At 70.3% G+C, this 23,188-nt stretch carries 25 protein-coding genes; 10 read left to right on the top strand and 15 right to left on the bottom strand.

Going from position 1 to position 23,188, the window contains the following annotated elements:
• Positions 1–66 precede the first annotated feature (66 nt).
• Positions 67–3,423, bottom strand: a complete 3,357-nt coding sequence (locus NE234_RS39815) for an MFS transporter (protein ID WP_252786274.1) — start codon at positions 3,421–3,423, stop codon at positions 67–69.
• Entirely contained in the window at positions 3,420–5,387 is a 1,968-nt protein-coding gene (locus tag NE234_RS39810; protein WP_252786272.1) for a hypothetical protein, read from the bottom strand. Before NE234_RS39810 ends, NE234_RS39815 begins: the two co-directional genes overlap by 4 nt.
• A gap of 400 nt (positions 5,388–5,787) precedes the next feature.
• Here NE234_RS39810 and NE234_RS39805 point away from each other — a divergent pair, with 400 nt between their 5' ends.
• Complete coding sequence (locus tag NE234_RS39805; protein ID WP_252786270.1) at positions 5,788–6,249, top strand: nitroreductase family deazaflavin-dependent oxidoreductase; 462 nt, start codon at positions 5,788–5,790, stop codon at positions 6,247–6,249.
• A gap of 51 nt (positions 6,250–6,300) precedes the next feature.
• Here the strand turns inward: NE234_RS39805 and NE234_RS39800 are convergent, their stop codons facing one another.
• A complete protein-coding gene (locus NE234_RS39800) occupies positions 6,301–6,912 on the bottom strand; it encodes a TetR/AcrR family transcriptional regulator (protein ID WP_252786269.1) in 612 nt (203 codons plus the stop codon).
• A gap of 83 nt (positions 6,913–6,995) precedes the next feature.
• Here NE234_RS39800 and NE234_RS39795 point away from each other — a divergent pair, with 83 nt between their 5' ends.
• A complete protein-coding gene (locus NE234_RS39795; protein WP_252786267.1) occupies positions 6,996–7,454 on the top strand; it encodes a cupin domain-containing protein in 459 nt (152 codons plus the stop codon).
• A gap of 19 nt (positions 7,455–7,473) precedes the next feature.
• Here NE234_RS39795 and NE234_RS39790 read toward each other — a convergent pair whose 3' ends face one another.
• The 3 genes from NE234_RS39790 to NE234_RS39780 all read right to left on the bottom strand — a co-directional run bounded on the left by NE234_RS39790 (position 7,474) and on the right by NE234_RS39780 (position 10,050).
• The gene (locus NE234_RS39790) at positions 7,474–8,289 is read right to left on the bottom strand and encodes an alpha/beta fold hydrolase (RefSeq protein WP_252786266.1); all 816 of its coding nucleotides are present in this window, start codon (positions 8,287–8,289) and stop codon (positions 7,474–7,476) included.
• A 102-nt stretch (positions 8,290–8,391) separates the two neighbouring features.
• Positions 8,392–9,057 (bottom strand): DUF4189 domain-containing protein, encoded by a 666-nt coding sequence (locus NE234_RS45680; protein WP_308206988.1) that lies wholly within the window; start codon positions 9,055–9,057, stop codon positions 8,392–8,394.
• 144 nt (positions 9,058–9,201) lie between these two features.
• Positions 9,202–10,050: a LysR family transcriptional regulator gene (locus NE234_RS39780; RefSeq protein ID WP_252786264.1), complete on the bottom strand. Its 849-nt coding sequence runs from the start codon at positions 10,048–10,050 to the stop codon at positions 9,202–9,204.
• A gap of 152 nt (positions 10,051–10,202) precedes the next feature.
• On the opposite strand from NE234_RS39780, the gene NE234_RS39775 reads away from it, so the two are divergent.
• The 3 genes from NE234_RS39775 (at position 10,203) to katG (ending at position 13,719) form a co-directional block, all read left to right on the top strand.
• Positions 10,203–10,934, top strand: a complete 732-nt coding sequence (locus NE234_RS39775) for an SDR family oxidoreductase (protein WP_252786262.1) — start codon at positions 10,203–10,205, stop codon at positions 10,932–10,934.
• Positions 10,935–11,018: 84 nt separating this feature from the next.
• Complete coding sequence (locus NE234_RS39770; RefSeq protein ID WP_252786261.1) at positions 11,019–11,456, top strand: Fur family transcriptional regulator; 438 nt, start codon at positions 11,019–11,021, stop codon at positions 11,454–11,456.
• 28 nt (positions 11,457–11,484) lie between these two features.
• Positions 11,485–13,719 carry a catalase/peroxidase HPI gene (katG, locus tag NE234_RS39765; RefSeq protein ID WP_252786259.1) on the top strand — a complete coding sequence of 745 codons (2,235 nt, stop codon included), beginning with the start codon at positions 11,485–11,487 and terminating at the stop codon, positions 13,717–13,719.
• 102 nt (positions 13,720–13,821) lie between these two features.
• Here katG and NE234_RS39760 read toward each other — a convergent pair whose 3' ends face one another.
• Together NE234_RS39760 and NE234_RS39755 are read right to left on the bottom strand one after the other, a co-directional pair.
• A complete protein-coding gene (locus tag NE234_RS39760) occupies positions 13,822–14,238 on the bottom strand; it encodes a nuclear transport factor 2 family protein (RefSeq protein ID WP_252786257.1) in 417 nt (138 codons plus the stop codon).
• Positions 14,232–14,690, bottom strand: coding sequence for a VOC family protein (locus NE234_RS39755; protein ID WP_252786255.1), 459 nt, complete (start codon positions 14,688–14,690; stop codon positions 14,232–14,234). The genes NE234_RS39760 and NE234_RS39755 overlap by 7 nt, the downstream gene beginning before the upstream one ends.
• A 99-nt stretch (positions 14,691–14,789) precedes the next feature.
• Between NE234_RS39755 and NE234_RS39750 the strand changes: the two genes are divergently transcribed.
• Entirely contained in the window at positions 14,790–15,833 is a 1,044-nt protein-coding gene (locus NE234_RS39750) for an Lrp/AsnC family transcriptional regulator (RefSeq protein WP_252786254.1), read from the top strand.
• Here the strand turns inward: NE234_RS39750 and NE234_RS39745 are convergent.
• Both NE234_RS39745 and NE234_RS39740 read right to left on the bottom strand, forming a co-directional pair.
• On the bottom strand, positions 15,784–16,044 hold the full coding sequence (locus NE234_RS39745) for a DUF4235 domain-containing protein (protein WP_252786251.1): 261 nt from the start codon (positions 16,042–16,044) through the stop codon (positions 15,784–15,786). The genes NE234_RS39750 and NE234_RS39745 overlap by 50 nt on opposite strands.
• Positions 16,045–16,093: 49 nt before the next feature.
• Positions 16,094–16,867: a phosphotransferase gene (locus NE234_RS39740; protein ID WP_252786248.1), complete on the bottom strand. Its 774-nt coding sequence runs from the start codon at positions 16,865–16,867 to the stop codon at positions 16,094–16,096.
• A gap of 244 nt (positions 16,868–17,111) precedes the next feature.
• Between NE234_RS39740 and NE234_RS39735 the strand changes: the two genes are divergently transcribed.
• Positions 17,112–18,485 (top strand): ricin-type beta-trefoil lectin domain protein, encoded by a 1,374-nt coding sequence (locus tag NE234_RS39735; protein ID WP_252786247.1) that lies wholly within the window; start codon positions 17,112–17,114, stop codon positions 18,483–18,485.
• A gap of 51 nt (positions 18,486–18,536) precedes the next feature.
• Here NE234_RS39735 and NE234_RS44875 read toward each other — a convergent pair whose 3' ends face one another.
• Positions 18,537–18,659: a hypothetical protein gene (locus tag NE234_RS44875; protein WP_256530161.1), complete on the bottom strand. Its 123-nt coding sequence runs from the start codon at positions 18,657–18,659 to the stop codon at positions 18,537–18,539.
• Positions 18,660–18,721: 62 nt separating this feature from the next.
• Positions 18,722–18,964: a hypothetical protein gene (locus NE234_RS39730; RefSeq protein WP_252786245.1), complete on the bottom strand. Its 243-nt coding sequence runs from the start codon at positions 18,962–18,964 to the stop codon at positions 18,722–18,724.
• A 127-nt stretch (positions 18,965–19,091) separates the two neighbouring features.
• On the opposite strand from NE234_RS39730, the gene NE234_RS39725 reads away from it, so the two are divergent.
• The 3 genes from NE234_RS39725 to NE234_RS39715 all read left to right on the top strand — a co-directional run bounded on the left by NE234_RS39725 (position 19,092) and on the right by NE234_RS39715 (position 21,010).
• Positions 19,092–19,490: an MFS transporter gene (locus NE234_RS39725; RefSeq protein WP_256530160.1), complete on the top strand. Its 399-nt coding sequence runs from the start codon at positions 19,092–19,094 to the stop codon at positions 19,488–19,490.
• A gap of 78 nt (positions 19,491–19,568) precedes the next feature.
• The gene (locus NE234_RS39720) at positions 19,569–19,943 is read left to right on the top strand and encodes a VOC family protein (protein WP_252786241.1); all 375 of its coding nucleotides are present in this window, start codon (positions 19,569–19,571) and stop codon (positions 19,941–19,943) included.
• On the top strand, positions 19,940–21,010 hold the full coding sequence (locus NE234_RS39715; RefSeq protein ID WP_406567132.1) for a sigma-70 family RNA polymerase sigma factor: 1,071 nt from the start codon (positions 19,940–19,942) through the stop codon (positions 21,008–21,010). The genes NE234_RS39720 and NE234_RS39715 overlap by 4 nt, the downstream gene beginning before the upstream one ends.
• 27 nt (positions 21,011–21,037) lie before the next feature.
• On the opposite strand, the gene NE234_RS39710 is transcribed toward NE234_RS39715, so the two are convergent.
• The 3 genes from NE234_RS39710 to NE234_RS39700 form a co-directional block, all read right to left on the bottom strand.
• Positions 21,038–21,838: an SAM-dependent methyltransferase gene (locus NE234_RS39710; protein WP_252786240.1), complete on the bottom strand. Its 801-nt coding sequence runs from the start codon at positions 21,836–21,838 to the stop codon at positions 21,038–21,040.
• Between the two features lie 140 nt (positions 21,839–21,978).
• Positions 21,979–22,068, bottom strand: a complete 90-nt coding sequence (locus tag NE234_RS39705) for a DUF397 domain-containing protein (protein ID WP_252786238.1) — start codon at positions 22,066–22,068, stop codon at positions 21,979–21,981.
• Positions 22,065–22,880, bottom strand: a complete 816-nt coding sequence (locus NE234_RS39700) for a helix-turn-helix domain-containing protein (RefSeq protein WP_252786237.1) — start codon at positions 22,878–22,880, stop codon at positions 22,065–22,067. The genes NE234_RS39705 and NE234_RS39700 overlap by 4 nt, the downstream gene beginning before the upstream one ends.
• Between the last annotated feature and the right edge of the window lie 308 nt (positions 22,881–23,188).

Genomic DNA, 23,188 nt, shown 5'->3' with positions numbered 1-23,188 from the left:
GCCCGCGGCCGGGCGGCCGCGGGCGGTGGGACCGGCGGCGGACGCAAGGCCCGCCGCCGGCCTGGGTCACATCGTGGTGGCGTCGGCCATGCGGTCCGCCTCCATGCCGGGAGCCGTCATGGCGTCCGCCGTCATGGCGTCCGCCCCGGTCTCGCGCAGCGCGGGCGGGACCGGGTCGATCGCCGGCAGGTTGAACGCGTAGATCCGGCCGGTGCGCAGCTGGATCCGGCTCCACTCGTCCGGGTAGTTCTGCGGCACGATGGAGCGGCGGTACCGGGTGGCCTCGGCGAGGGCCCGCTGACGCTCCATCTCCTGCGGCTGCGTGACCGTGGCCGTCGGCGCCGGCCGGGCGAACAGCGGGGCGCTGTGCGCCACCCAGTCGTCCGTGTCGGCCTTGATCTCGTCGGCCAGCCGCCGGATCGCCGTACGCTCGTCGGTCCCGGCGTCGACGGCCTGCCAGTAGCGCAGCACCCGCCAGGCGTGCCCGACGAGTCCGGTGATGACCCCGCCGCTGTGCAGGAAGTGGCCGTTGCCGAACGAGTCGCCCGCCACCACGCCGTTGGGCGCGACGAGGGCGTCCTGCCCGACCCGCTCGGTGATGGTGAACAGCTTCGGCCCGTACGACAGCTGGTTCCGCTCCATCTCGTCGCGCGGGATCTCGGTGATGAGCGAGATCTGGTCGAGGAAGTACTTCCGGAGCAGGAACTGGTGCCCGGCGAAGAACCGCTTGGACCCCTTCGGCGTGCCCGGCGGGACCAGCCCGGCCAGGATCGGGTCGAAGGTCACGTACTCCGGCACCTCGGCGAGGACCCAGCCGATCTGGGCGTCGCCCTCGTGCCCGATGGCGACCTGGCGCACCCAGTACTCGTTGCCGTCGGCGTCGAAGTCGGAGGCCACCCGGTGCCGGATGCGGTCACCGAGGTAGATGTCGACGTTGCCGGCCAGGTAGTCGCTCTCGGCCGGAACCGGGCCGCGCCCGTCGCCGTGGTCGATGAGCACGGGCCGCTGCTCGAAACCGAGCCGGCGGGCGTCACGGCTGTCCGCTCCCTGCGCGATCATGAACAGGCGCGGGGTGCCGAGGTCCACGATCTCGCTGTTGGGGACCCGGACCCGGCGGAAGCTGCCCTTGTAGTCCAGCTCGCGCACCGCCTCGACCCGGATGCGGACCCGGCCGTCGGGTCCGGCGACGAAGGGCTCCTCGTCACGCACCCGCCGCCGCGGCAGCACGCGCCGCCAGCCCGACCGCTCGCCCCTCTCGGCCGGCGCGACCGCCCGGTGGTAGGACAGGATGCGCACCCGCGGCGGCACACCGCGCGCCAGGTCCATCGCCTCGATGCCCTCGAGGTAGCGGCGCAGCACCACCAGCAGCTCCTCGGCGCCGACCTGGAAGCTCGACGGGCTGTCGAGCACCTCCCGTATCGGGCGGCCCTGCAGCGCCGGGTCGACCGCCGTGGGCGGGTTGATCTGCTCCGGCATCGACACCTCGCGGTGCGGCCGGCCGTCGCGCCACCGGTCGTCGATGTGCTCGTGGTGACGGGCGACACCGCCGATGTGCGAGTCGGCGGCGAAGCCGGTGACGATCTCGTCGCCGCGCACCGAGCCCGGGTCCGTGTACGGCGTGTAGAAGCAGTCGGCCAGCTTGAGCAGCACCCCGTCGCCGCGACGCGGGACGCCCTCCTCGCCGTACCGCTCCAGCATCATCTGGTCGATCAGGGCGAGGTGGTGGTAGACGTCCTCGGACACCGTCCAGCGCATGACCGAGACGTACGGCGAGCCGCGCAGCTCCACGCCGACGGCACGGCGGCCCATGGCGACCGACCACAGCATCGCCATCATGCCGGTGCCGCCCATGCCGAGGGTCAGGAAGTCGGGGTCGGTGACGCCCACGTACTCCAGCTCGTTGGCCTGCCGGGTGCGCGTGGCGTCGAGCACGTTCGGCGCGCTGCGCGGCACGGCGGGCTTGACCAGGAGCAGGGTCAGGACGATGCCGGCCGCCGCGAAGCCGGCGCCGACGAGGAACGCCAGGTGGTACCCGGAGGTGAGCGCCTCGGCGACGGTGTGCCCGTGGCCCGTCAGCGAGCCCGTGCGGTTCGCCGCCACGGTGGCCAGGATCGCCAGCCCGATCGCCGGGCCGATCTGCTGGGTGGTGTTGACCAGACCGGAGCGCAGGCCACGGTCGCTGGTCGTCGCGTCGACGAGCACGATGGTGAGCGCCGACGGGTAGCCGATGCCGGCGCCGACGCCGAGCAGCAGCATGGCCGGCAGCACGTCGGTGAAGTAGTCGCCGTCGGCCGGAGCCAGGCTGAGCAGCAGCAGGCCCGCCGTGATGCACAGCAGGCCGGGCAGCAGCACGGTGCGCGCGTCGACCTTCTTCATGAGCTTCGGCGCGACCTTGATCGAGCAGATCGCCACCAGGGTGGCGGTCGGCACGAACGCGAAGCCGACCTCGAGCACGCTGAGGCGGAGCACCTGCTGGAGGTAGAGCGCCCCGAGGAAGAACATGCCGCTCATCCCGGCGACCATGAGCGCCTGGACCAGGTTGGCCGCCGACACGTTGCGCGCCCGGAAGATCCCCAGCGGGACCAGCGGGTTGCGGGCCGTGGCCTGCCGTACGACGAACGCCGCGAGCAGCAGCACCGAGACGCCGGCCAGCACCCAGGTGCGGGTGGCGCTGCCACCCGGGCCGGAGCTCTGCACGATCGTGTACACGGCGAGCATGAGGCAGGCGGTGATGAGCACGGCGCCGATCGCGTCGATGCCGCGCTCGCCCGCCTCCCGCTCGTCGTCGAGCAGCCGCAGGCCGAGCACGATGGCCAGCACGCCGATCGGCAGGTTGATGAAGAACACCCAGTGCCAGTCGATCGCCTCGGTCATGGCGGCCCCGACGACGAGGCCGAGGGCGGCGCCGACCGAGGAGATCAGCGAGTACATCCCGATCGCCTTGGCCTGCTCGCCCGGCTTGGGGAACATCGCCACGACGATGCTCAGCACGACCGCCGCGGCGAGCGCCCCGCCGACGCCCTGCGCGAACCGGGCGGCGATCAGCATCTCGCGGGTCTGCGCCAGCCCGCAGGCCAGCGACGCCGCGGTGAACAGCGCGATGCCGCCGATGAACAGCCGTTTCGGCCCGATGAGGTCGCCGAGGCGTCCGGCGAACAGTTGCAGGCCGCCGAACGGGATGACGTAGGCGTTGACCACCCAGGACAGGTCCGAGGCGGAGAACCGCAGGTCCTTGCCGAGGAACGGCAGGGCGACGTTCACCACGGAGGTGTCGATGACGATGGCGAGCGCGCCCGCGCAGACGACGAGCAGCGCCAGCTGACGTTCCCGCAGGGTGCGGTAGCGGCCGACGATGAGCCGGCGGGGCTGGACGGTCTCGGCCAGGCTGCCGAACGAGTCGCCCTTCGGTTGCCCGAGCTTCATCGACCCATGACCTCCATGTCGGTCATCCCGGCCGGCATCGCGTCGGCCGGCATCGCGTCGCCGGGCATGGCGTCGCCGGCCATCCCGTCGGCGGGCATCATGTCCGGGCCGCGCAGGTCGGGATGGGTCTCCGGGATCGGCGGCAGCGCCAGGGCGTGCATGCGGCCACTGCGCACGAGCAGCCGCCGCCAGTCGGACGGGTCCAGCGGCACCAGCGAGTGGCGGTGCCGGCGGGTGGCGTCGATGGTGGTCGCACGCGCCATCGAGTCGCCGCCGGCCGCGGCCTCGATCTTGGCGATGCGCTCGGCACCGAAGTTGATCGGCACGGCCTGGCTGAACTCCTGGGCGCTGACCTGGAACCACCAGTCGGTGTCCTGCTTGATGCCGTCGGCGAGCTGCCGCATCGCCACGTCGTGCTCGACGCCGGCGTCGATCGCCTCCCAGTACTTCAGCACCCGGTAGGCGTGCCCCACCATGCCGGTGATGGCGCCGCCGCTGGTGAGGAAGTGCCCGTTGCCGAAGGTGTCACCGCCGACGACGCCGTTGACCGCCACCCGGGCGTCGACGCCGGCCCTCTCCACGAGGCTGAACAGCTTCGGCCCGTACGGCATCTGGACCTTCTCCAGCTCCTCGACGGGCATCTCGATGATCAGCGAGACCTGCTCCAGGTAGAACTCGCGCATGAGCTGCTGGACGCCGGCGCGGTACTCCTTGGACTTCTTGTGCGTGCCCGGCGCCACGATGCCGGCCAGGATCGGGTCGAAGGTCTTGTAGTCGGGCACCTGCACCAGGATCCAGCCGACCTCGGCGTCGTCCTGGTGGCCGACGGCGATCTGGCGGACCCAGTACTCGTTGCCCTCCTTGTCGAACTCCGAGGCGATACGGCGGCGCAGCCGCCCGTCGACGAGGATCTCCAGCAGCCCGGCGAGGTAGTCGGCCTGGGCGACGGTGGGGCCACGGCCGTCGTGGTGATCGACCTTGACGTCCTCCTGCTTGAACCCGAGCCGCTCCGCGTCGGTGCTGTTGAACCCCTGCGCGATCATGAACAGCTTCGGTACGCCGAGGTCGATGACCTTGCTGCCCGGCACCCGGACCCGGCGGAACTTGCCGTTGTAGTCCAGCTCGCGCACGGCCTCGATCTGGATACGCTTGCGCCCGTCGGGGCAGTCGACGAAGCCCTCCTCGCGCCGCAGCCAGCTGAGGTAGCCGGCATCCTCGTCGGTGCCGGTCGACACGACCCGGTGCGAGGTGAACAGGCGCACCCGCGGCGTGACCCCGCGCTCGAGGTCCATCTGCTCGATCATTTCGAGGTAGCGGCGCATGAGCACCATGACCTCGGACGCCGCGCACTGGAACGTCGACGGGCCCTCCAGCGCCTCCAGGGCGGTACGGCCCACCTTGGACAGGTCGGGCTCGCTCGGCGGCTCCGGGGGCTGCAGGACGGTGACGACCCGGTTGGGCTTGCCGTCCTTGTAACGGTCGTCGATGAACTCGGTGTGGAAGATACGGCCGCCGATGTGCGACGGCTCGCCGATGAGCGTGTCGAGGAAGCCCGTCACCACCTCGTCGGCGGTGACCGCGCCGGCGGCGGTGGTCGGGTCGTAGAAGCACTCCGCGAGGCTGAAGAGGCGGCCGTCACCGCGGTGCGGGAGGTTCTCCTCGCCGTAGCGCTCCAGCATGAGCTTGTCGATGAGGCCCCAGTGGTGGAACAGGTCCTCGCGGATGTTCCAGTGGACGCCCAGCGAGGGGTCGCCGCGCATCTCCACGCCCACGACCCGCCGGCCGAGGGCCAGCGACCACAGCATCGCCATCATGTTCGTCGCGCCCATGCCGAGCGCGAGGAAGTCGGGGTCCTTGACCCCGTCGAGGTTCTCCTCCGGGGCGGCACCATCGCGGGTGCCGTCGAGCGTCGCCCACTGCCGGCGCACGCGCCGGTTCCGGACACGCAGGAAGTCGAGGGTCATGCGCTCCTCCAGGAAACAACCGTGTGGTTGTGAAGAGAGCGCGGAGCGTGCATCCGCCACCAGGCCACCTAGCGGGAATGGTGCGGAGCGCGAAGCCGCCAAGCCGGTCCGCTCTTTCACCGTTGCGGTTTAAGACTTTACCTACCGCGGCGCGGTAATGCCACTAATTAATTGGCTCGGGAGACGATTGGGTTCGGTGGTCGCCGGGCGTACGGCACGCCCTCTCTAATGGCCAATCACCATTAGACGACTGCGGGCGAAGTTTGGTTCCTTCAATTTTCGTCTCGGCTTCGCAACGATTACTAGGCGGTCGCCTAGGGATACGGCTCCGGTGTGGATTACGACCCGAGCGCCCCTGACCGTAGGATCGCGTTCGCGTACTTCACGAGGGCGGGAGCGTATGGCCAAGACCTACCGTGTCGGAGCGGGCGCGAGGCTCGTCAATCTCGTGTTCCGGGTGATGACCCGCCTCGGGCTGGGCAAGGACTACCGGCACATCCTGACCGTGCGGGGCAGGAAGACGGGTGCGCCCTACTCGATCCCGGTCGACGTGATGCGGAACGGCGACCAACGGTGGCTGGTGGCCGCGTACGGCATCACCAACTGGGTGCACAACGCCCGTGCCGCGGGGGAGGTCCAGATCGCCCGCGGACGTTACCGGGAGACCCTGCGCGTCGCCGAGGTGGCACCCGAGGACGGCGTTCCGGTCCTTCGGCAGTACCTGCGGGAGGTCCCGGTCACCCGGGCGTACTTCGACGTCACACTCGACTCGCCCGACGAGCGGTTCGTCGCCGAGGCCGAGCGCCATCCGGTGTTCCGGTTGATCCCCGGCACCGGGGACGCGCAGGCCGTCGGCGGGTGACGGCCGGTCCGGCCGCCGGTCGAGCCGGCGCCGTCGCCGCCGCGGGCCGACCTACCGGGAGGAGTTCGGGGACACGGCGGCGCGGGTGAGGGTCGTCGCCGTGTGGACGATGCTGGCGATGGCCTCCTCGGGGTCGAGGCCCTGGAGGTCGGTGAGGCTGAACAGGGCCTCGGCGCTCACGACGACCGCCAGGTCGCGCTTGAGTTGCGCCAGGGCCGCGGGGTCGGTGGCGCCGAGGGTGTCGTCCAGCGGAGCGAGGGCGCCGTCGATCAGGCCGAACCGCAGGCCGGGGCGGGGGTGCGGCGTGCCGGACCCGGTGATCGTCGCGGCGATCAGGGCCCGGACCACGCCCTGCCGGCTCAGGACGTGCCGTAGCAGGAACTCGGTGACGGCGGCGACGCGCGCCACCGGGTCGTCCGAGTCGGCCACCGGTGCGAGCGCCTCGGCCGGGCCGGGCAACTGGTCGGCGATGGCCTCGCTCAGCAGGCTGGCGAGGTCGGGGAAGTAGCGGTAGGCCGTGGCCTCGGAGACCAGCGCCGCCTTGGCGATCTCGGGCATGGTGACCTCGCGGCCCGTGCTGCTCAGCTCGGCCGCGGCTCGGACGATCGCATTGCGCGTACGGAGCTTCTGGTTGACGCGGCCCGCCGTCTTCTGCGCTGGCACGGGTTTCCGCCTTTCCTCGCCGGGCCTTCTTTGGTGGGAGTCTACTATGGTCACGCGAACGCACTCTCATGAAGGAGCCGACGATGAACGACGTCTCCGTGGTCGGCCCGGAGGCCGGCGAGGTCGTCGACCTGGGCCCTGCCCGGGTCCGCATCCTGGAGGACGGCCGTACGACCGGGCACCGGCTGGGGATGGCGGAGATCACGCTCGCCCCGCACAGCGCCGGCCCGCCGCAGCACCGGCACGCGCGGCACGACGAGGGGTTCTACGTGGTGTCGGGCACCGCGCGGTTCACGGTGGGGACGACCGAGCACGACGCGCCGGCGGGCACGCTGGTGATGGTGCCGCCCGGTGCTCCGCACACCTTCGCCAACCCGGGCGATGAGCCGCTCGTCATGGTCAACACGTTCACCCCGGACCTGTACGTGCAGTACTTCAGGGACCTGCGCGACGCCGCCGCGGGCGGGCAGGCGATGACGGAGCAGGCCACCGCCGAGGTGATGGAGCGTTACGACACCGTCGTGACCACCGAGTTCGCCTGACGCCGCCGGGCGGGACCCGTCAGGCGACGCCGGGCCCGGCCGCGGCGCCGGCGAAGTCCCCGATGGCGTTCAGCACCGTGTCCGGCCGCTCGATGTGGGGGAAGTGCCCGGCCTCCGGGATGGGGTGGTAGCGGCCGTTCGGGAAGGCGGCCGCGTAGGCGCGGCCGTACTCGGCGGTGAGGATGCCGTCCTCCTCGCCCCAGACGACCAGCGCCGGCACGGTGACGCGGTGCAGGCGACGGCGCAGCTTCGGCCCGAACAGGAAGTGCTCGCCCGAGTACAGCGCGAGGGCCTGCTGATTCGCGGCCGACGCCGCGCGCTCCTCCTCGCTCAGTGCGGCGGGGTCGGGGCGGTGGGCCGGGTCGTGGAACGCCAGCCGGCCGATCTCCGCCGGTGCCAGGCCGCGGATGTCGGTGACCTGGGTCCCGTCGTCGGGGCGGATGCCGGTCGCGTTGAGCAGCACCAGCGCCTCGACTCTTCCGCCGATGTCGCGCAGCGCCATCTCGGACGCGACCCAGCCGCCCATGGAGTTCCCGATCACCGTCACCGTCTCCAGGCCGAGCTCTTCGAGCAGGTCCAGGTAGGCGTCGGCGAGGTCGGCGGCCGAGTCGAGCCACGGCACCCGAGGGGTGCCGTCGAAGCCCGGATGGGTCGGGGTCACCACGTAGGTCCGCTCGGAGAGCGCGGCCGCCAGCCCGGCCACCGACCGCGGTCCGGCGCCGCCGTGCAGGAGCAGCACGCCGGTGCCGGGGGATCCGGCGGCGTCGCCGCGCTCGTCGATGGTGACCTTCAGTCCGTTCCCCAGGTCGAGGGTGCGGGTGGCGGTAGTGGTCATAGCCATGAGAGTTACTTCCCTTCATGAGAGCTTGCTCGCACAAAGGTAGCCATCGAAGGCACCTTCATGCAAGTGGACTCTCATGAAGAGACTTGTCGCTCGTCAGGGTCGCGTGGTGCACACCCAGGTGATCCAGTGGCCGCCGCCCGCGTTCGAGATGGCGTCCTTCTCGGCCGCGGTCCTCGTGGCGCCCTGCCCGCCCCAGTACCTGTTGGTGCGGGAGTTGTACGCGACGGCGCCGCAGCTGTTGACGAAGGTCGTGAGGACCTTGCAGCCGGACCGGGGGCACTCGTTCAGCGCGCGCCGTTTGGCGGCGGACGCCGACGAGTAGTCCCAGGATTTGCCGACACTGCCGTCGGGCGCCACGGCGATGGCCCCGTAGTGCAGCGTCGGCGGTGTGTACGGGTCGGACGGGGTGTCCGGCGGGAAGCTGGGCAGCGGCGGCGGGCTGTAGCTCGGCATCGACGGCGGGCTGTAGGTGGGCGGCGTCGGGAGGTCGGGGAGCGTGGGCGCCGCGGCCGCCCGCTTCGCCTGCTCGACGCCGACCCCGAAGCCCCACACCAGGACGGCGCCGCCGCCGACCAGCAGCACGAGGGCCGCGACGATGACGATGACGACCGCCGCGCCGTTGTTGTTCGGCCGCCTCGGGGGCGGCGGCCCCCAGCCCGGCGGCCCGGGCGGCATCGGCGGCCCGGGTGGGCCGGGTGGCGGCCCGTACATCGGCGGCTGGCCACCGTAGGGCGGCTGCGGCGGCTGCGGGGGTTGCACAGTGACCCACTCCCCAGAGGCGTCGAGGTTCGGAAGATCGTAACGGCTGCCCCATCACTCAAGGCAGACCTAAGACGTCATCTCCGGCGGATCGGTTCAGGCCGCCCTCAGAGGCGAGCCGCGACGCGGATCGGCGGGCCGGCCTCAGAGGCGGGTCGCGGCGCGGATCAGCCCGGCGAGCGCCAGGGACCGGCTGTGCGGCGGCCACGCGATCACGGTCGTCACCGCCGGCGCGTCCAGCACCGGCACGGCGGCGAGACCCTCGCCCAGGTGGACGCGGGCCGACTCCGGCAGGACCGCCATGGCCCGGCCGAGCGTGATCAGCTGCAACAGCTGCGCATGGTCCCGGACCTCCGGACCGGGGCCGTCCGGGTACGTGCCGTCGAGGCGGGGCCAGCGCGGCATCGGCAGGCCGGGCAGGGCGGTGACGTCGGCCATGCGCAGGTGGGCCCGCTCGGTGAGGGCGTGCCCGGCCGGCAGGACCACGACCTGCGTCTCCGTGCGCAGCTCCTCGGCGTCGAAGCCGGCGATCGAGTCGAACGGCAGGTGCAGCAGCGCCACGTCGGCCCGTCCGTCCCGCAGCACCCGTTCCTGCTCGCCCGGTCCGCACAGAATCACGTCGACGGCGACCGCGCCGGGTTCGGCGGCGTACGCGTCGAGCAGTTTCGACAGCAGTTCGGTGGTGGCTCCGGCCTTCGTGACGAGGACCAGACCGGGCCGGCCGGTCGCGGCCAGGGCGGCGCGGCGGGTCCGGCGGTCGGCGGCGTCGACCGCGTCGAGGGCCGCCCGGCCCTCGCGCAGGAGTACCGACCCGGCCTCGGTGAGCGTGACGGCGCGGCTGGTGCGTTCGAGCAGCTTCGCCCCGAGCCGTCGTTCGAGCCGCTGGATCGCCCGGGACAGCGGCGGCTGCGCGATCCCGAGCCGCTCCGCGGCGCGCCCGAAGTGCAGCTCCTCGGCGACGGCGATGAAGTACCGCAGCTCCCGCGTCTCCATGCCGCCACGGTACCGGCGGGCCCGCTCGTACGGCGCCGCCCGAGTCCGGCACCCGGAGGGAGCCGGTGTTCCTGGAACGATACCCGCGCGGTATCGCCCCCTACCCGAACGGTGTTGGAGGTGCCGCCGGGGGCGCGCGCAGGATGGGACGCATGAGCGAACAGACGATCGCGCTGGTCACCGGCGCGAACAAGGGGATCGGGTACGAGATCGCGGCCGGCCTGGGCGCCCTCGGCTGGAGCGTCGGCGTCGGCGCGCGGGACGACCGGCGCCGTGAGGCCGCCGTGGAGAAACTGCGCGCGGCGGGCGTCGACGCGTTCGGCGTTCCGCTCGACGTGACCGACGACGCGAGCGTGGCCGCCGCCGCCGGGTTGATCGAGGGGCGCGCCGGCCGGCTCGACGTGCTCGTCAACAACGCCGCCGTGACCGGGGGCATGCCGCAGGAGCCCACCAGGGTCGATCCCGCGACCGTGCGGACGGTCGTGGAGACCAACGTGATCGGCGTCATCCGCGTCACCAACGCGATGCTGCCGCTGCTGCGCCGCTCGGCGTCGCCGCGGATCGTGAACATGTCCAGCAGCGTCGGCTCCCTCACCCGGCAGTCCGACACGGACGACCCGCTCAAGACGGGTCCGATCGCCGTCGCGTACCCGCCGTCGAAGACGTTCCTCAACGCCGTCACCGTCCAGTACGCCAAGGAGCTGCGCGACACGAACATCCTGATCAACGTCGCCTGCCCCGGCTACTGCGCGACCGACCTCAACGGCCACCGCGGCGTCCGAACCCCCGAGCAGGGCGCGGCGATCGCGATCCGGCTCGCGACCCTGCCCGACGACGGCCCGACCGGCGGCTTCTTCGAGGACGAGGGAGTGGTCCCCTGGTGACACCTCTTCGATCACGGCGTGCTCAGGAACTTTAATGATTTGCTCTCTTGAATCGTTCGTGTTTGTGGCTGTAAGTTGATCCCCATGACCGCATCCCAGACTCCGACCGCCGCCGATGAGCTGCGCGGAGTCGGCCTGCGGGTGACGGCCGCTCGCGTCGCACTGCTCGAGACCGTACGGGCCGGTGACCACCTCGGCGTCGAAGCGATCGCGTCCGGAGTGCGCGACCGCGTCGGCCACGTCTCCCTCCAAGCCGTGTACGAGGGCCTCCACGCGCTCACCGCGGCGGGACTCGTACGCCGCATCGAGCCGGCCGGCAGCCCGGCCCGGTTCGAGGGACGCGTCGGGGACAACCACCACCACGTGGTGTGCCGGTCGTGCGGTGTCGTCGCCGACGTGGAGTGCGCGGTCGGCGAGGCGCCGTGCCTGGTCCCGTCCGAGGACCACGGCTTCTCGATCGACGAGGCCGAGGTCGTTTTCTGGGGCCTGTGCCCCGGCTGTTCCACCGCTCGCAGTTCCTGAACACCGTGATCTGTCCGGGAGGACTCCCATGCCTGAGAACGAAGACGCGATCACCGCGGACGCCAAGACGGAGGGCGAAGGCGGCTGCCCGGTCGCGCACGGCCGTACCCGGGCCCTGCACCCGACCCAGGGTGGCGGCAACCGCGGCTGGTGGCCGGATCGGCTGAACCTGAAGCTGCTGGTCAAGAACCCGCCGATGGCCAACCCCTTCGGTGAGGACTTCGACTACGCCGCGGAGTTCAAGAGCCTTGACCTCGCCGCCGTGAAGCAGGACATCGCGCGGGTGCTCACGGACTCGCAGGACTGGTGGCCGGCCGACTTCGGCAACTACGGGCCGCTGATCATCCGCATGGCGTGGCACAGCGCGGGCACCTACCGCGTCAGTGACGGCCGGGGTGGCGCCGGGGCGGGCCAGCAGCGCTTCGCGCCCCTCAACAGCTGGCCGGACAACGCGAGCCTCGACAAGGCCCGCCGTGTGCTGTGGCCCGTCAAGCAGAAGTACGGCCGGAAGATTTCGTGGGCCGACCTGATGATCCTGGCCGGCAACGTAGCCCTGGAGACGATGGGCCTGAAGACCTTCGGCTTCGGCGGTGGCCGCGAGGACGCCTGGGAGGCGGACGAGGACGTCTTCTGGGGCCCCGAGACCGCCTGGCTGGACGACGAGCGCTACAGCGGTGAGCGCGACCTGGAGAAGCCCCTGGCCGCGGTGCAGATGGGCCTCATCTACGTCAACCCCGAGGGCCCGAACGGCAACCCGGACCCGGTCGCCGCGGCGCGCGACATCCGCGAGACGTTCGGCCGCATGGGGATGAACGACGAGGAGACCGTCGCCCTGATCGCCGGTGGCCACACCTTCGGCAAGACGCACGGCGCGGCCCCGGCCGACGCCATCGGGCCCGAGCCCGAGGGCGCCCCGCTGGAGGACCAGGGTCTCGGCTGGAAGAACTCCTACGGCACCGGCAAGGGCCGCGACTCCCACACGAGCGGTCTCGAGGTCACCTGGACGCCCACCCCGACCACGTGGGACAACAGCTTCTTCGAGGTGCTCTTCGGTAACGAGTGGGAGCTGACCGAGAGCCCGTCCGGCGCCAAGCAGTGGCGGCCGAAGGACGGCGCCGGAGCCAACACCGTGCCCGACCCCGAGGACGGCACGCTGAACCGCGCCCCGGGGATGCTCACGACCGACCTCTCGCTGCGCTTCGACCCGATCTACGAGCCGATCTCGCGGCGCTTCATGGAGAACCCCGACGAGTTCGCGGACGCGTTCGCCCGCGCCTGGTTCAAGCTGACCCACCGCGACATGGGCCCGAAGGCGCGCTACCTCGGCCCGGAGGTGCCGGCCGAGACGCTGATCTGGCAGGACCCGATCCCGCCGGTCGACCACGAGCTGGTCGACGCCGATGACATCGCCGCCCTCAAGGCCCGGCTCCTGGACTCCGGTCTGTCGATCTCTCAGCTGGTCACGACCGCGTGGGCGTCGGCCGCGTCGTTCCGCGGCACCGACAAGCGCGGCGGCGCCAACGGCGCGCGCATCCGGCTGGAGCCGCAGAAGAACTGGGAGGTCAACAACCCCAACGAGCTGACGACCGTGCTGCGCACCCTGGAGCAGGTCCAGGAGGCGTTCAACGCCGAGCAGACCGGTGGTAAGCGGATCTCCCTGGCCGACCTGATCGTGCTCGGTGGATGCGCGGCCGTCGAGAAGGCCGCGAAGGACGCCGGCCACGACATCGTGGTGCCCTTCACCCCGGGACGCACCGACGCGTCGCAGGAGGAGACCGACGTCGAGTCGTTCGAGGTGATGGAGCCGTCGCACGACGGGTTCCGCAACTACCTCATGAAGGGCAACATGCTGCCCGGCGAGTTCCTCCTGATCGACCGGGCGAACCTGCTCACGCTGAGCGCGCCCGAGATGACGGTCCTCGTCGGTGGTCTGCGCGTGCTGGGCGCCAACCACCAGGGGTCCTCCCTGGGCGTCTTCACCGACCGCCCCGGGACGCTGACCAACGACTTCTTCGTGAACCTGCTCGACATGGGCACGGTGTGGAAGCCGGTGTCGGAGGAGTCCGAGACCTACGAGGGGCGCGACGCCTCGGGCGAGGTCAAGTGGACCGCCAGCCGTGTCGACCTGGTCTTCGGCGCCAACTCCGAGCTGCGCGCGGTCGCCGAGGTCTACGCGAGCGACGACGCGAAGGAGAAGTTCGTGACGGACTTCGTCGCGGCCTGGGACAAGGTCATGAACCTCGACCGGTTCGACCTGCGCTGACCACGACGCCCAGGTCGGCCCGCACCGGGCCGACCTGGGCTCTCTCGGTTTCAGGCGGTCAGCGTACGTCGACGACCCGCGGCGCCTGGACTTTCAAGCCCCTCACGACGCGGGCGTGTTCCAGAACGCGTCCCAGGCAGCCTCGTCGGACACCGCCTCCCAGTGCTCAGCGAGTTGGCCCGGTCCGCTGAAACGCCAGAAACCGGCAACCTTCATCTCCAGGTCCCGACCGTTGCGGGAGGCGGTCATCGTTTGTTCGACGACGGCCCACTGGTCGTCGGCGCAGTACTCGATGGAGGTGCGTCGCAGCGTTCCGCCGCTGAGCTCCCGTAGAAGCCCGATGTGACCCTTGAACGCGTCCAAGCCGACGAAGGTGCCGCCGATGGGCCCGTGCCCGGCAGTGTGCGCGACGAAGGGTTCCGTGATCGCTTCGTCGAGCAAGGCGGGACCCTCGCCATCCTTCGTCGGACCGTAGATTCGCTCGAACAGCTTGGCGTGTGGGTGGTCGGTGGTCAGCATGATGTGCTCCTCGGCAGGGTTCCGCTCTCGGCCAGTTCCTCGATGAGCAGCGGGTTCGGGTGTTCCGCCTCGAGCCCGCCGCTGCCGTAGGGGCGAGTGATGATTTCGAGCTCATGACCGCTGGGGTCGTTGAAGTACACGCCACGGCCGTCATCAAGCCGGTTGATACCGCCCTCGTCGTGGTGTCCGGGATCCGACCAGTAGGTGAGCCCGCGCTCTTGGACGCGGGTGAAGATCACGTCGAACTCTTCCTCGGTGACCAGGAAGGCGTAGTGCTGAGCCATGATCTCGCGGTCGGTGCTCATGAAGTCGAACGTGATGTCGGGGGCCACGCGGACCATGACGAAATGGCCGAGCTTCACGGGAGGGTCGAGACCCATCAGCTGGGTGAGGAAGTCGGCGGAGACCTGTGCGTCCCGGGACCAGACGATGTGGTGGTTGAGCAGTGGCATGCCTCTAGTCTTCGCAGCCCACAGTGGGAGTGCCACCGTTCGCGCTCGCCCTGTACGAAACTTCCCTGTACGCCGCGCGTAGGCCATAAACTTCCAGCAATGGACGTGATGGACCAGCGGATCCTCCAATGTCTCATGATCGACGGCCGTGCCCCGATGCGACGCATCGCTGAGGTGGTCGGCGTTTCCGAGCAGACCGCCGCCCGCCGTTACCGGGCGATGAAGCAGGCCGGGGTACTGCGAGTGCTGGTCCGCGAGACCTCGGTACGGGCCGATCAACGGCTGTGGCTGCTCCGGCTGCAGTGTCGTCCCGATGCGGCTGCCGAGCTCGGGGCCGTGCTCGCCGCACGTGAGGACGTCGCATGGGTCGCCCTGCACTCCGGCGGCGCGGAGCTGATGTGCACCACCACCCTGCCGGCCGACGCCGCATGCGGCACCGGGGTTCTGCCGAAGCTCTCGAACACTTCAGCGGTCCTGTCGTTCGCGGCGTACTCGGTGCTGCACTCCTATTCGGGCGGACCCGCCGAATGGTCGGGTTTCGACCGTCCGCTGACCGAGGCCGAACAGCGGCGGCTCCTCGACGGACGAGAAGCACAGCCGAGGGCGGTCACCTACGACTCAGCACCCAGCGAGGACCGGATACTGCTGCGCGAGCTGGCCCTCGATGGACGCGCCACGGCCGCTGCTCTGAGCCGCGCACTCGGTTGGCCGGTTTCACGCGTCGCGGCGCACCTGCGCAGCCTCATCGACAACGGGTCCGTTGATGTGGACGTCGACGTGCTGCTGGAGCATTTCGGGCATACAGCATCGGCGACCCTTCTCATCCAGGTCGCACCCAGCCTGATCGGCGACGTCGGCGAGGCGCTGTCACGTCATCCCCAGACCAGTTGGGTCGCCGCAATCACCGGGTCGGCGAACATCGCCGCGGCAGTCACCTGCCGTAACTCGCATGAACTGTTCCACTACGTGACCGGTGATGTCGGTCCCCTGACCGGCGTCATCCATGTCGAGATTCTTCCGGTACTCAACCGTCTCAAACAGGCCGCGACCCGCGTCATCAACGGCCGACTCGAATGGCCTGCCGCTCCCGCGCTCACGAACCCCCTCGGCCGGCGTGGCGGCGGACGAGGTAGCCGTGGTTGAGAGCGGCCTTGACGCCGCCGACGATCGCGCCCTGCAGCGCGGCGGCGGCCAGGACCTCGACCCAGCCGCGCTCCACGTCCCCGGCGTCGGGGGCGTCGTCCTGGCCGGAGACGAGCTTCCAGGTCTGCTTGAACAGCGCTCCGGCGATCAGGCCGCCGGCCAGGCCGAGGACCGCGGACACCGGACGGGAGATCGAGTCGGGTTTGCTCATGGTCGGCTGCGGTACCCGGTGAGCACGCGGGCTAACGCCGTACGTGAGGTCAGGCGCCGAGATCCCACAGGAGGCGGTAGTAGCGGATCCGGTCGGGGTCGGGACGGACGCCGTACGCGTCGAGGAGGAGGCCCTCCCAGCCGGGGCCGTAGTTCCACTCGGTGCTCCAGGCGGCGACGGTGAGATCGGCCCATCGGTCGGCGAGGCCGAGCCGGCCGAGGTCGACATGGGCCGACCAGTGCCCGTCTGCGCCGATCAGGGTGTTGGGCGCGCAGGCGTCGCCGTGACAGACGACGAGCCGGTCGTGCGGCGGGATGTCCGCGGCGAGTGCGAGCGCTCCGTCGACGCCCAGCGAGCGGTGCGCCGGGTCCCACTTGGACGGGTCGAGCAGGCCCTGCGCGGCGCGTCGGCGTGCGATGGCGAGCCGGTCCTCGGCCGCCCAGGAGAACGGGCAGTCGGCGACGGGAAGCGCCTCGTGCAGCGCCCGCAGGCCCTCGCCGACGGCCGTCACGGCCGTACGGGGCTCGGCCTTCCACCGGTCGGAGACGGCGCTCTGGCCGGGCAGCGCGGCGGTGACGAGCCAGGACCCCTCATCGTCGGCGCCCTGGTCGAGCACGCGCGGCACCGGAGTGAACGGCACCGCCCAGGACAGCCGGACGGCCTCGTGGTCGAGGTCGAGCGCGAGCCCGCTGTCCGGGGGAGCCCACTTGACGAAGCACCGGTCCGAGTCGGCGCCGACCTCGAAGGTCAGCCCGCCCAGTTCGTTCTCCCACACGGCGCGCACCGGCCGGCCCGCCGCGAGGGCCGTCACGTGTGCGGGCACCGCCACTTCCGATCGCGGGGGTCCGGCAACCATCGCTCAATCCTGCCAGGAGACGGTGCCGGACGGCACTCTTGACGGCGACGCGCTCCGTCGGGTTATATTCGGCCCGGAATCTTTTAGGAAACCTTCCTACTCTTTGAGGTCGTTCCGGCCTCTCGGAGGCGATGGCAGGGAGGAGGTTCGGTCCGCCCTCTTATTTCGAGTCTTGGTCGAAGCTCTGATCATTCCTGAGAGGACCCCCGCCATGAATCAGGAACGCTTCTCCCGTCTCCGGCTCCGCCTGCTGGCCGGCGCCGCGGTGCTCGCGCTGCCGCCGATCGTCGCCGCCGCCTCTCCCGCCTGGGCCGCCACCGGGCAGATCACCGGGTACGGCGGCAAGTGCGTCGACGTCGCCGCCGCCAACAGCGCCAACGGCACCCAGATCCAGCTCTACACCTGCAACGGCACCAACGCGCAGCAGTGGACGGTCGGGACCGACGGCACGATCCGCGCCCTCGGTAAGTGTCTCGACGTCGCCGCGGCCAACAGCGCCAACGGCACCAAGGTCCAGCTCTACGACTGCAACGGAACGGCGGCCCAGTCGTGGACCGCCGCCTCCGACGGCAGCCTCCGCGCCCTCGGCAAGTGCCTCGACGCCACCGGTCCCAGCTCGGCCGACGGCACTCCGCTGCAGATCTGGGACTGCGCCGGCAGCGCGAACCAGAAGTGGACGCTGCCCGGGACGAGCACCTCGCCCGGCTCCGGACGGATGCCCGGAGCCCCGTACCTCTACATGGGCTGGGGCAACCCGCCCGACCCCGCCACGGTCATGAGCGCGACCGGCGTCAAGTCCTTCACCATGGCGTTCGTGCTCTCCAGCGGCGGATGCACGCCCGCGTGGGACGGCTCCAGGCCGCTCACCGGCGGCGTCGACGCCCAGGCGATCTCGGCCATCAAGAACGCCGGCGGCAGCGTCGAGGTCTCCTTCGGCGGCTGGCAGGGCAACAAGCTCGGCCCGAACTGCTCGTCCTCCTCGGCGTACGCCGGAGCGGTCCAGCAGGTCATCAACGCGGTCGGCCCGGCCGTGGTCGACTTCGACATCGAGAACACCGACGAGTTCTCGAACTACACGGTGCAGGACCGCATCCTCGGCGGCCTGAAGATCGTCAAGCAGAACAACCCGAACGTCAAGATCGCCGTGACGTTCGGCACGACCACGTCCGGCCCCGGCGCCGACGGCGTCAGGCTCATCAACCAGTCGAAGGCGCTGAACGTGCCGATCGACAGCTACACGATCATGCCGTTCGACTTCGGCGGCGGATCGGACATGTACCAGAGCACCGTCAACGCGGCCGAGGGGCTGAAGACCGACCTCAAGAACGCGTGGGGCTGGAGCGACGCCCAGGCCTACGCCCACATGGGGATCTCCGGCATGAACGGCCTGTCCGACCAGCAGGAGACCACCTCGACGGCGACCTGGACCCAGATCCGCGACTGGGCGGTGTCCAAGGGCCTGAACCGCCTCGCGTACTGGGCGGTCAACCGCGACCACTCCTGCCCCGGCGGGGGAGTGCAGTCGACCTGCAGCGGCATCTCCCAGAACGACTGGGACTTCACCCGGATCACGGCCGGCTTCTGACCGAGGCCCGCAGCGGCTCTTCGTCCGGCAGCGGGTCGATGTGCGGTGCGGTCATCGCGCCGGCGCTTCTTGGGACACCAGGACCGGGCCGTTGTCCACGTAGACGGACGCGGGCGAAAAGTGCCCCTTGAGCAGCATGGTCGGGATCTCCCCGATCCCGACCATGCTGCTCAAGGAGCGCCCTTCTCAGGTGGGCGCGGCATCACCGCAGCTCGAAGGGCGCGAGCACCATCAGTTCACCAGGAGTGCAGCTCGTACTTGCTGTTGTCCCAGGAAGCCGGGATGCAGGAGTACCCGTATAGCAGGCCCATCTGAGCCCAGGTGTTACCGGTGTATACGCACTCTGTGTACGACGCAAAGGTCGGGTAGAGCCGGCTGACGTCCGCGGAAGCGGCTGTTGCGCCCGAGAGGGAGAGCGCCGCCGCTGCAGCGGCCACGCCGCCGGCAATGCCCAGTTTCGCAAGAACACTTCGTCGCATGAGTCCTCCTTGTTCTTGACGCTCGCCGGATTCCTGCTGAGAAGCCGACTCGGATGGCCGACTAGTGCGAGCAGGGTGAGAAGCGTGGGCAAGTCTGGCATCGCCGTAGTCGAACGAGACATCGGCAATGTTGCCTATTTCGCTCCTATCGGCAGAGCCCGTCGCTGACATTTGGGAGGACCGAAGGTGCCGAGGACGTCCTAATCTCTCGTTCAGGCGTGTTGCCCGGACAGGTTCGCCGAGCATGATGGGGTGGCTCGGCCTCATCGCGACGCCGTCCGTCCCGTACTGGCAGCTGATCGCGCCGATGCTCATCGCGGGGGCCGGCGTGAGCATGGCGATGCCCGCGGCGCAGGCCGCCGTCCTCAACGCGGTCGCGCCCGAGCAGATCGGCATGGCCAGCGGCGTGTTCAACACCGGGCGGCAACTGGGCGGGGCGTTCGGGGTCGCGGCGCTGGCCATCCCGGGCCGCCGGATCACCCCGGCCCCGGAGCCCGCCGCACCGGCCCTCACGCCGAGCCGCTGACCGCCGGGCCCCACCGATTCCTTTCGGCGGATCGCCAAGTCGATAGGTCTGAGGGAACATCAGGGAGAAGGAGCGATGATGACGGAGAAGACGGAGATCCGGCTGGGCGGCCTGGTCCTGGGCGGTGACGACCCGGACCGGCTGAGTGCCTGGTACCGCGCGGTGTTCGTGCCGTCGGCCGAGCCGGGGACCGTCCTGATGGTGGGCGGCAATCGGCTGATCTTCGACCGGCGTGACGATTTGGAGAAGAGCGCACGGGAGCCCGGCCGGATCCTGATCAACTTCTATGTCGAGGACATCGAGGCAGTCGTCGCCCGTCTGAAGGCGATGGACGGCACGCGGTGGATCCGCCCGGTCGAGGAGTTCGGCCCGGGCCTGATCGCGACGGTGGAGGACCCGGACGGGAACTACGCGCAGATCGTCGAGTTCGCCCGGGCCGGTGCCGGGCGGTGACGCAGACGACCGACGCCCGCGTCGACGTCGGTGGCCTGAGCGATGGCCCCGACGTCTTCGCGCGGCTGACCTCCCCGTACCGCCAGGAGCTCCTGGCCTACTGCTACCGGATGCTCGGCTCGATCCACGACGCCGAGGACCTGGTCCAGGAGATCTACCTGCGGGCGTGGCGTGCGCACGAGACGTTCGAAGGCCGGTCGTCGCTGCGGACCTGGCTGTACCGGATCGCGACCAACGCGTGCCTCACCGCGTTGGAGAACCGCAAGCGCCGGCCACTGCCCTCGGGCCTGGGCGGTCCCGCCGAGGACCCCGAGGGCCCGATGGCGCCACCGCCGGAGGTGACGTGGCTCCAGCCCTTCCCCGACCGGGCGGCCGACACCGGCTCCGAGGATCCCGCCGCCATCGTGGCGGCGCGGTCGAGCCTGCGGCTCGCCCTGATCGCCGCCCTGCAGTACCTGCCCCCGCGCCAGCGCGCCGTCCTCATCCTGCGCGAGGTGCTGGCGCTGCGCGCGACGGAGGTCGCCGACCTGCTCGGCGTCTCCGTCCCGGCGGTCAAGAGCCTCCTGCAGCGCGCCCGCGCCCAGCTGGACCAGGCGGCGCCGTACGAGGACCGGACGAGCGAGACCTCCGACGCCCGCCGGCGCGAACTGCTGGATCGCTATGCCACGGCGTTCGAGAACGCCGACGTCACCGCCCTGATCGGGCTGCTGACCGAGGACGCCGTCCTGGAGATGCCGCCCACGCCGACCTGGTTCGCCGGCCGCGAGTCCATCGGGCGGTTCTTCGCCTCCCGGGTCCTGACCGAGCCGAGCCTGTTCCGTACGGTGCCGACCGCGGCCAACGGGCAACCCGCGGTCGCCCTGTACCGGCGCGGCCCGGACGGTGTCCATCACCCACACGCGGTGATGGTCCTCTCCGCCCACGAGGCGGGGATCACGCGGATCGTCGCGTTCCGCGACCCGGACCTGTTCGACCTCTTCGGCCTCCCCCGGGCACTCGGCCCCGCCCCGGCCGGGACCGGCCGATCGGGCGGCGGCTCGCCCGCGCCGGACGAGCCCGCCTCATGACGACCCGTACCGGCGAAGCGACGGCGGTCAGCGCGTGCGCGCGACCGCCGTCCAGCCGGCCGTCAGCGGCTTCTCGACGCGGGTGGGCCGCCACTCGCGCAGGTGGACCACGCCGGGTTCGATGACGTCCATCCCGTCGAGGAACGCGGCGACCTGGTCACGGGTCCGTGCGATGAAGCGGGCGTTCGCGCCGCGGTAGGCGGTCGAGACGTCCAGGTTGCGCTGTTCCTCGATGGCGGCGTGGGAGAGGATGACGTGGCTGCCGGGCGCAAGGACGTCCCGGTATCGCCGTACGAGACCGGCGGGGTCCTCTTCGTCGGGGACGAAGTGCAGCACGGCGACGATCAGCAGCCCGACCGGACGGTCGAAGTCGATGAGCCGCCGGGTGCGGGGGTCGTTCAGGACGGCCTCCGGATCGCGCAGGTCGGCGCGTACGGTGGCGGTGCGCTCGTCGGACGACAACAGTGCCTGCCCGTGGGCCACCACGACCGGGTCGTGGTCCACGTAGACGACACGGGCGTGCGGGTGGACGGCCCGCGCGATCTCGTGGACGTTGCCCTGGGTCGGCAGGCCGGATCCGAGATCGAGGAACTGGTCGACGCCGGCTTCGGCGACGTACCGGACGGCCCGCTGGAGGAACTCCCGGTTCGTTCGCGCCACCGCGGCGACGTCCGGGAGGACCTCCGCGACCTTCGCGGCGGCCTGGCGGTCGGCGCGGAAGTTGTCCTTGCCACCGAGGAAGAAGTCGTACATCCGTGCGACGTTCGGTGTCGTGGGATCGAGATCGGCCAACGCGTCCGCGGCGGGATCGCCCGTCCTGTCACCCACCGGCCGCAACCCCGCACCGATCATGGTGAACCATGATCGAATAGTAACCGCGCGACCGCCCGCGCCGCCGCCGATCCCGCCGATCTAGCCTCGAACGACGAAGCCCCCGCCGAGGCGGGGGCTCAGCGCGAAGGTCAGGCTCATTCGATCTCGTCGCGGCTACCGGCCGCGACCTCGACGCAGTCCGTGTTGGATCCGCCGCTGTACGTCGATTTGCGGAAGTCGATCATCCGATCTCCTCCATGACTCGCTTGATCAGCTCTCGGGATGCCGACCGTGACAGGGCATCCGCCCCAATCTCGTCGAACCGTACAACGAATCGCTTGACGCCCGCACCGTCCAGCACGAGCCTTCCTCCCTCGGCCGCCTCCGTGTAAGCGATGTCGCCTTCGGGGTCGCAGGTCATGATTTTGAAGGCTCCCATGAGCCCACGGTGATAACCGGCGCTGCGAGGTACCACGCGAAGGGTCACCGGGCCTCCAGGCTCAGAAATCGTCAGCAGGTGGGCCAGTTGGTCGCGCATGATGCCGGGTCCGCCCACCTGACGATCGATGACGCCTTCATCGAGTAGTACGTGAACCCGGGGCGGGTTCTTGCGATTCAGAATCTCTTGACGCGCGAAACGGACCTGTAGGTCAGCGGCGATGTCTTCGGCGTCCTCTGCCATGAGGACCGTGCGCGCGTAGTCCTCCGTTTGGAGAAGGCCGGGAATGACCAGCGGCTCGAAGACGCGCAGCATGTAGGCGCGCGCCTCATAGAACAGGTGCTCTTTGAACCAGTTCGGGTCATGGTTGAGCCGGGCGAATGTCAGGAGCCGTAGGAAGTGGCCGCCCGTACGCCAGGTCGCGTCGAGGCGTTTCAAGTGATCCACATCGGGCCGCCGACGCATGGCCTCGAAGTTCGAAACGCTCGTGCGTGCAACGCCCATGATGCGTCCGACCTCGGTGACCGACTGCTTCCGGGCCTGACGGTATCGCCGCAGGTCGAAGGCGAGCCAGTGCCAAAGAGATGCGTCGGGGTTGATGCTGTCCGCAGTGCCCATCGCGGCTCTCCTGACCGTTTCAATGTTCCCGGATACATACTCACCGTAGTGAACCGTTGACAAACTGTCAGCTAATCGCGACAGGTCATCGGGAGATCGGGTGAGAGATGGACGTACTGGACCTGGAGAAGCCGGGGGCGTGGGTGGCGCCCACTGATACCGGCGAATTGCGGATCTATCGGGCTTAGAGGTCCTAACAAAATGATCACTTTGGTCCCACGGTGGCTGCCGGGCAGCTTTGATCATCTTCCGTGAAGAAGGGCGAGCAGCCTCCGTGGATCGTGCGGGACAGCCTGTGGGAGCGGATC

The organism is Actinoallomurus rhizosphaericola, from assembly GCF_024055675.1.
Classification (GTDB): Bacteria; Actinomycetota; Actinomycetes; order Streptosporangiales; family Streptosporangiaceae; genus Actinoallomurus; species Actinoallomurus soli.
The sequence above is the reverse complement of the archived record's forward strand: the minus strand, read 5'-3'. Positions and strand labels throughout refer to the sequence as shown.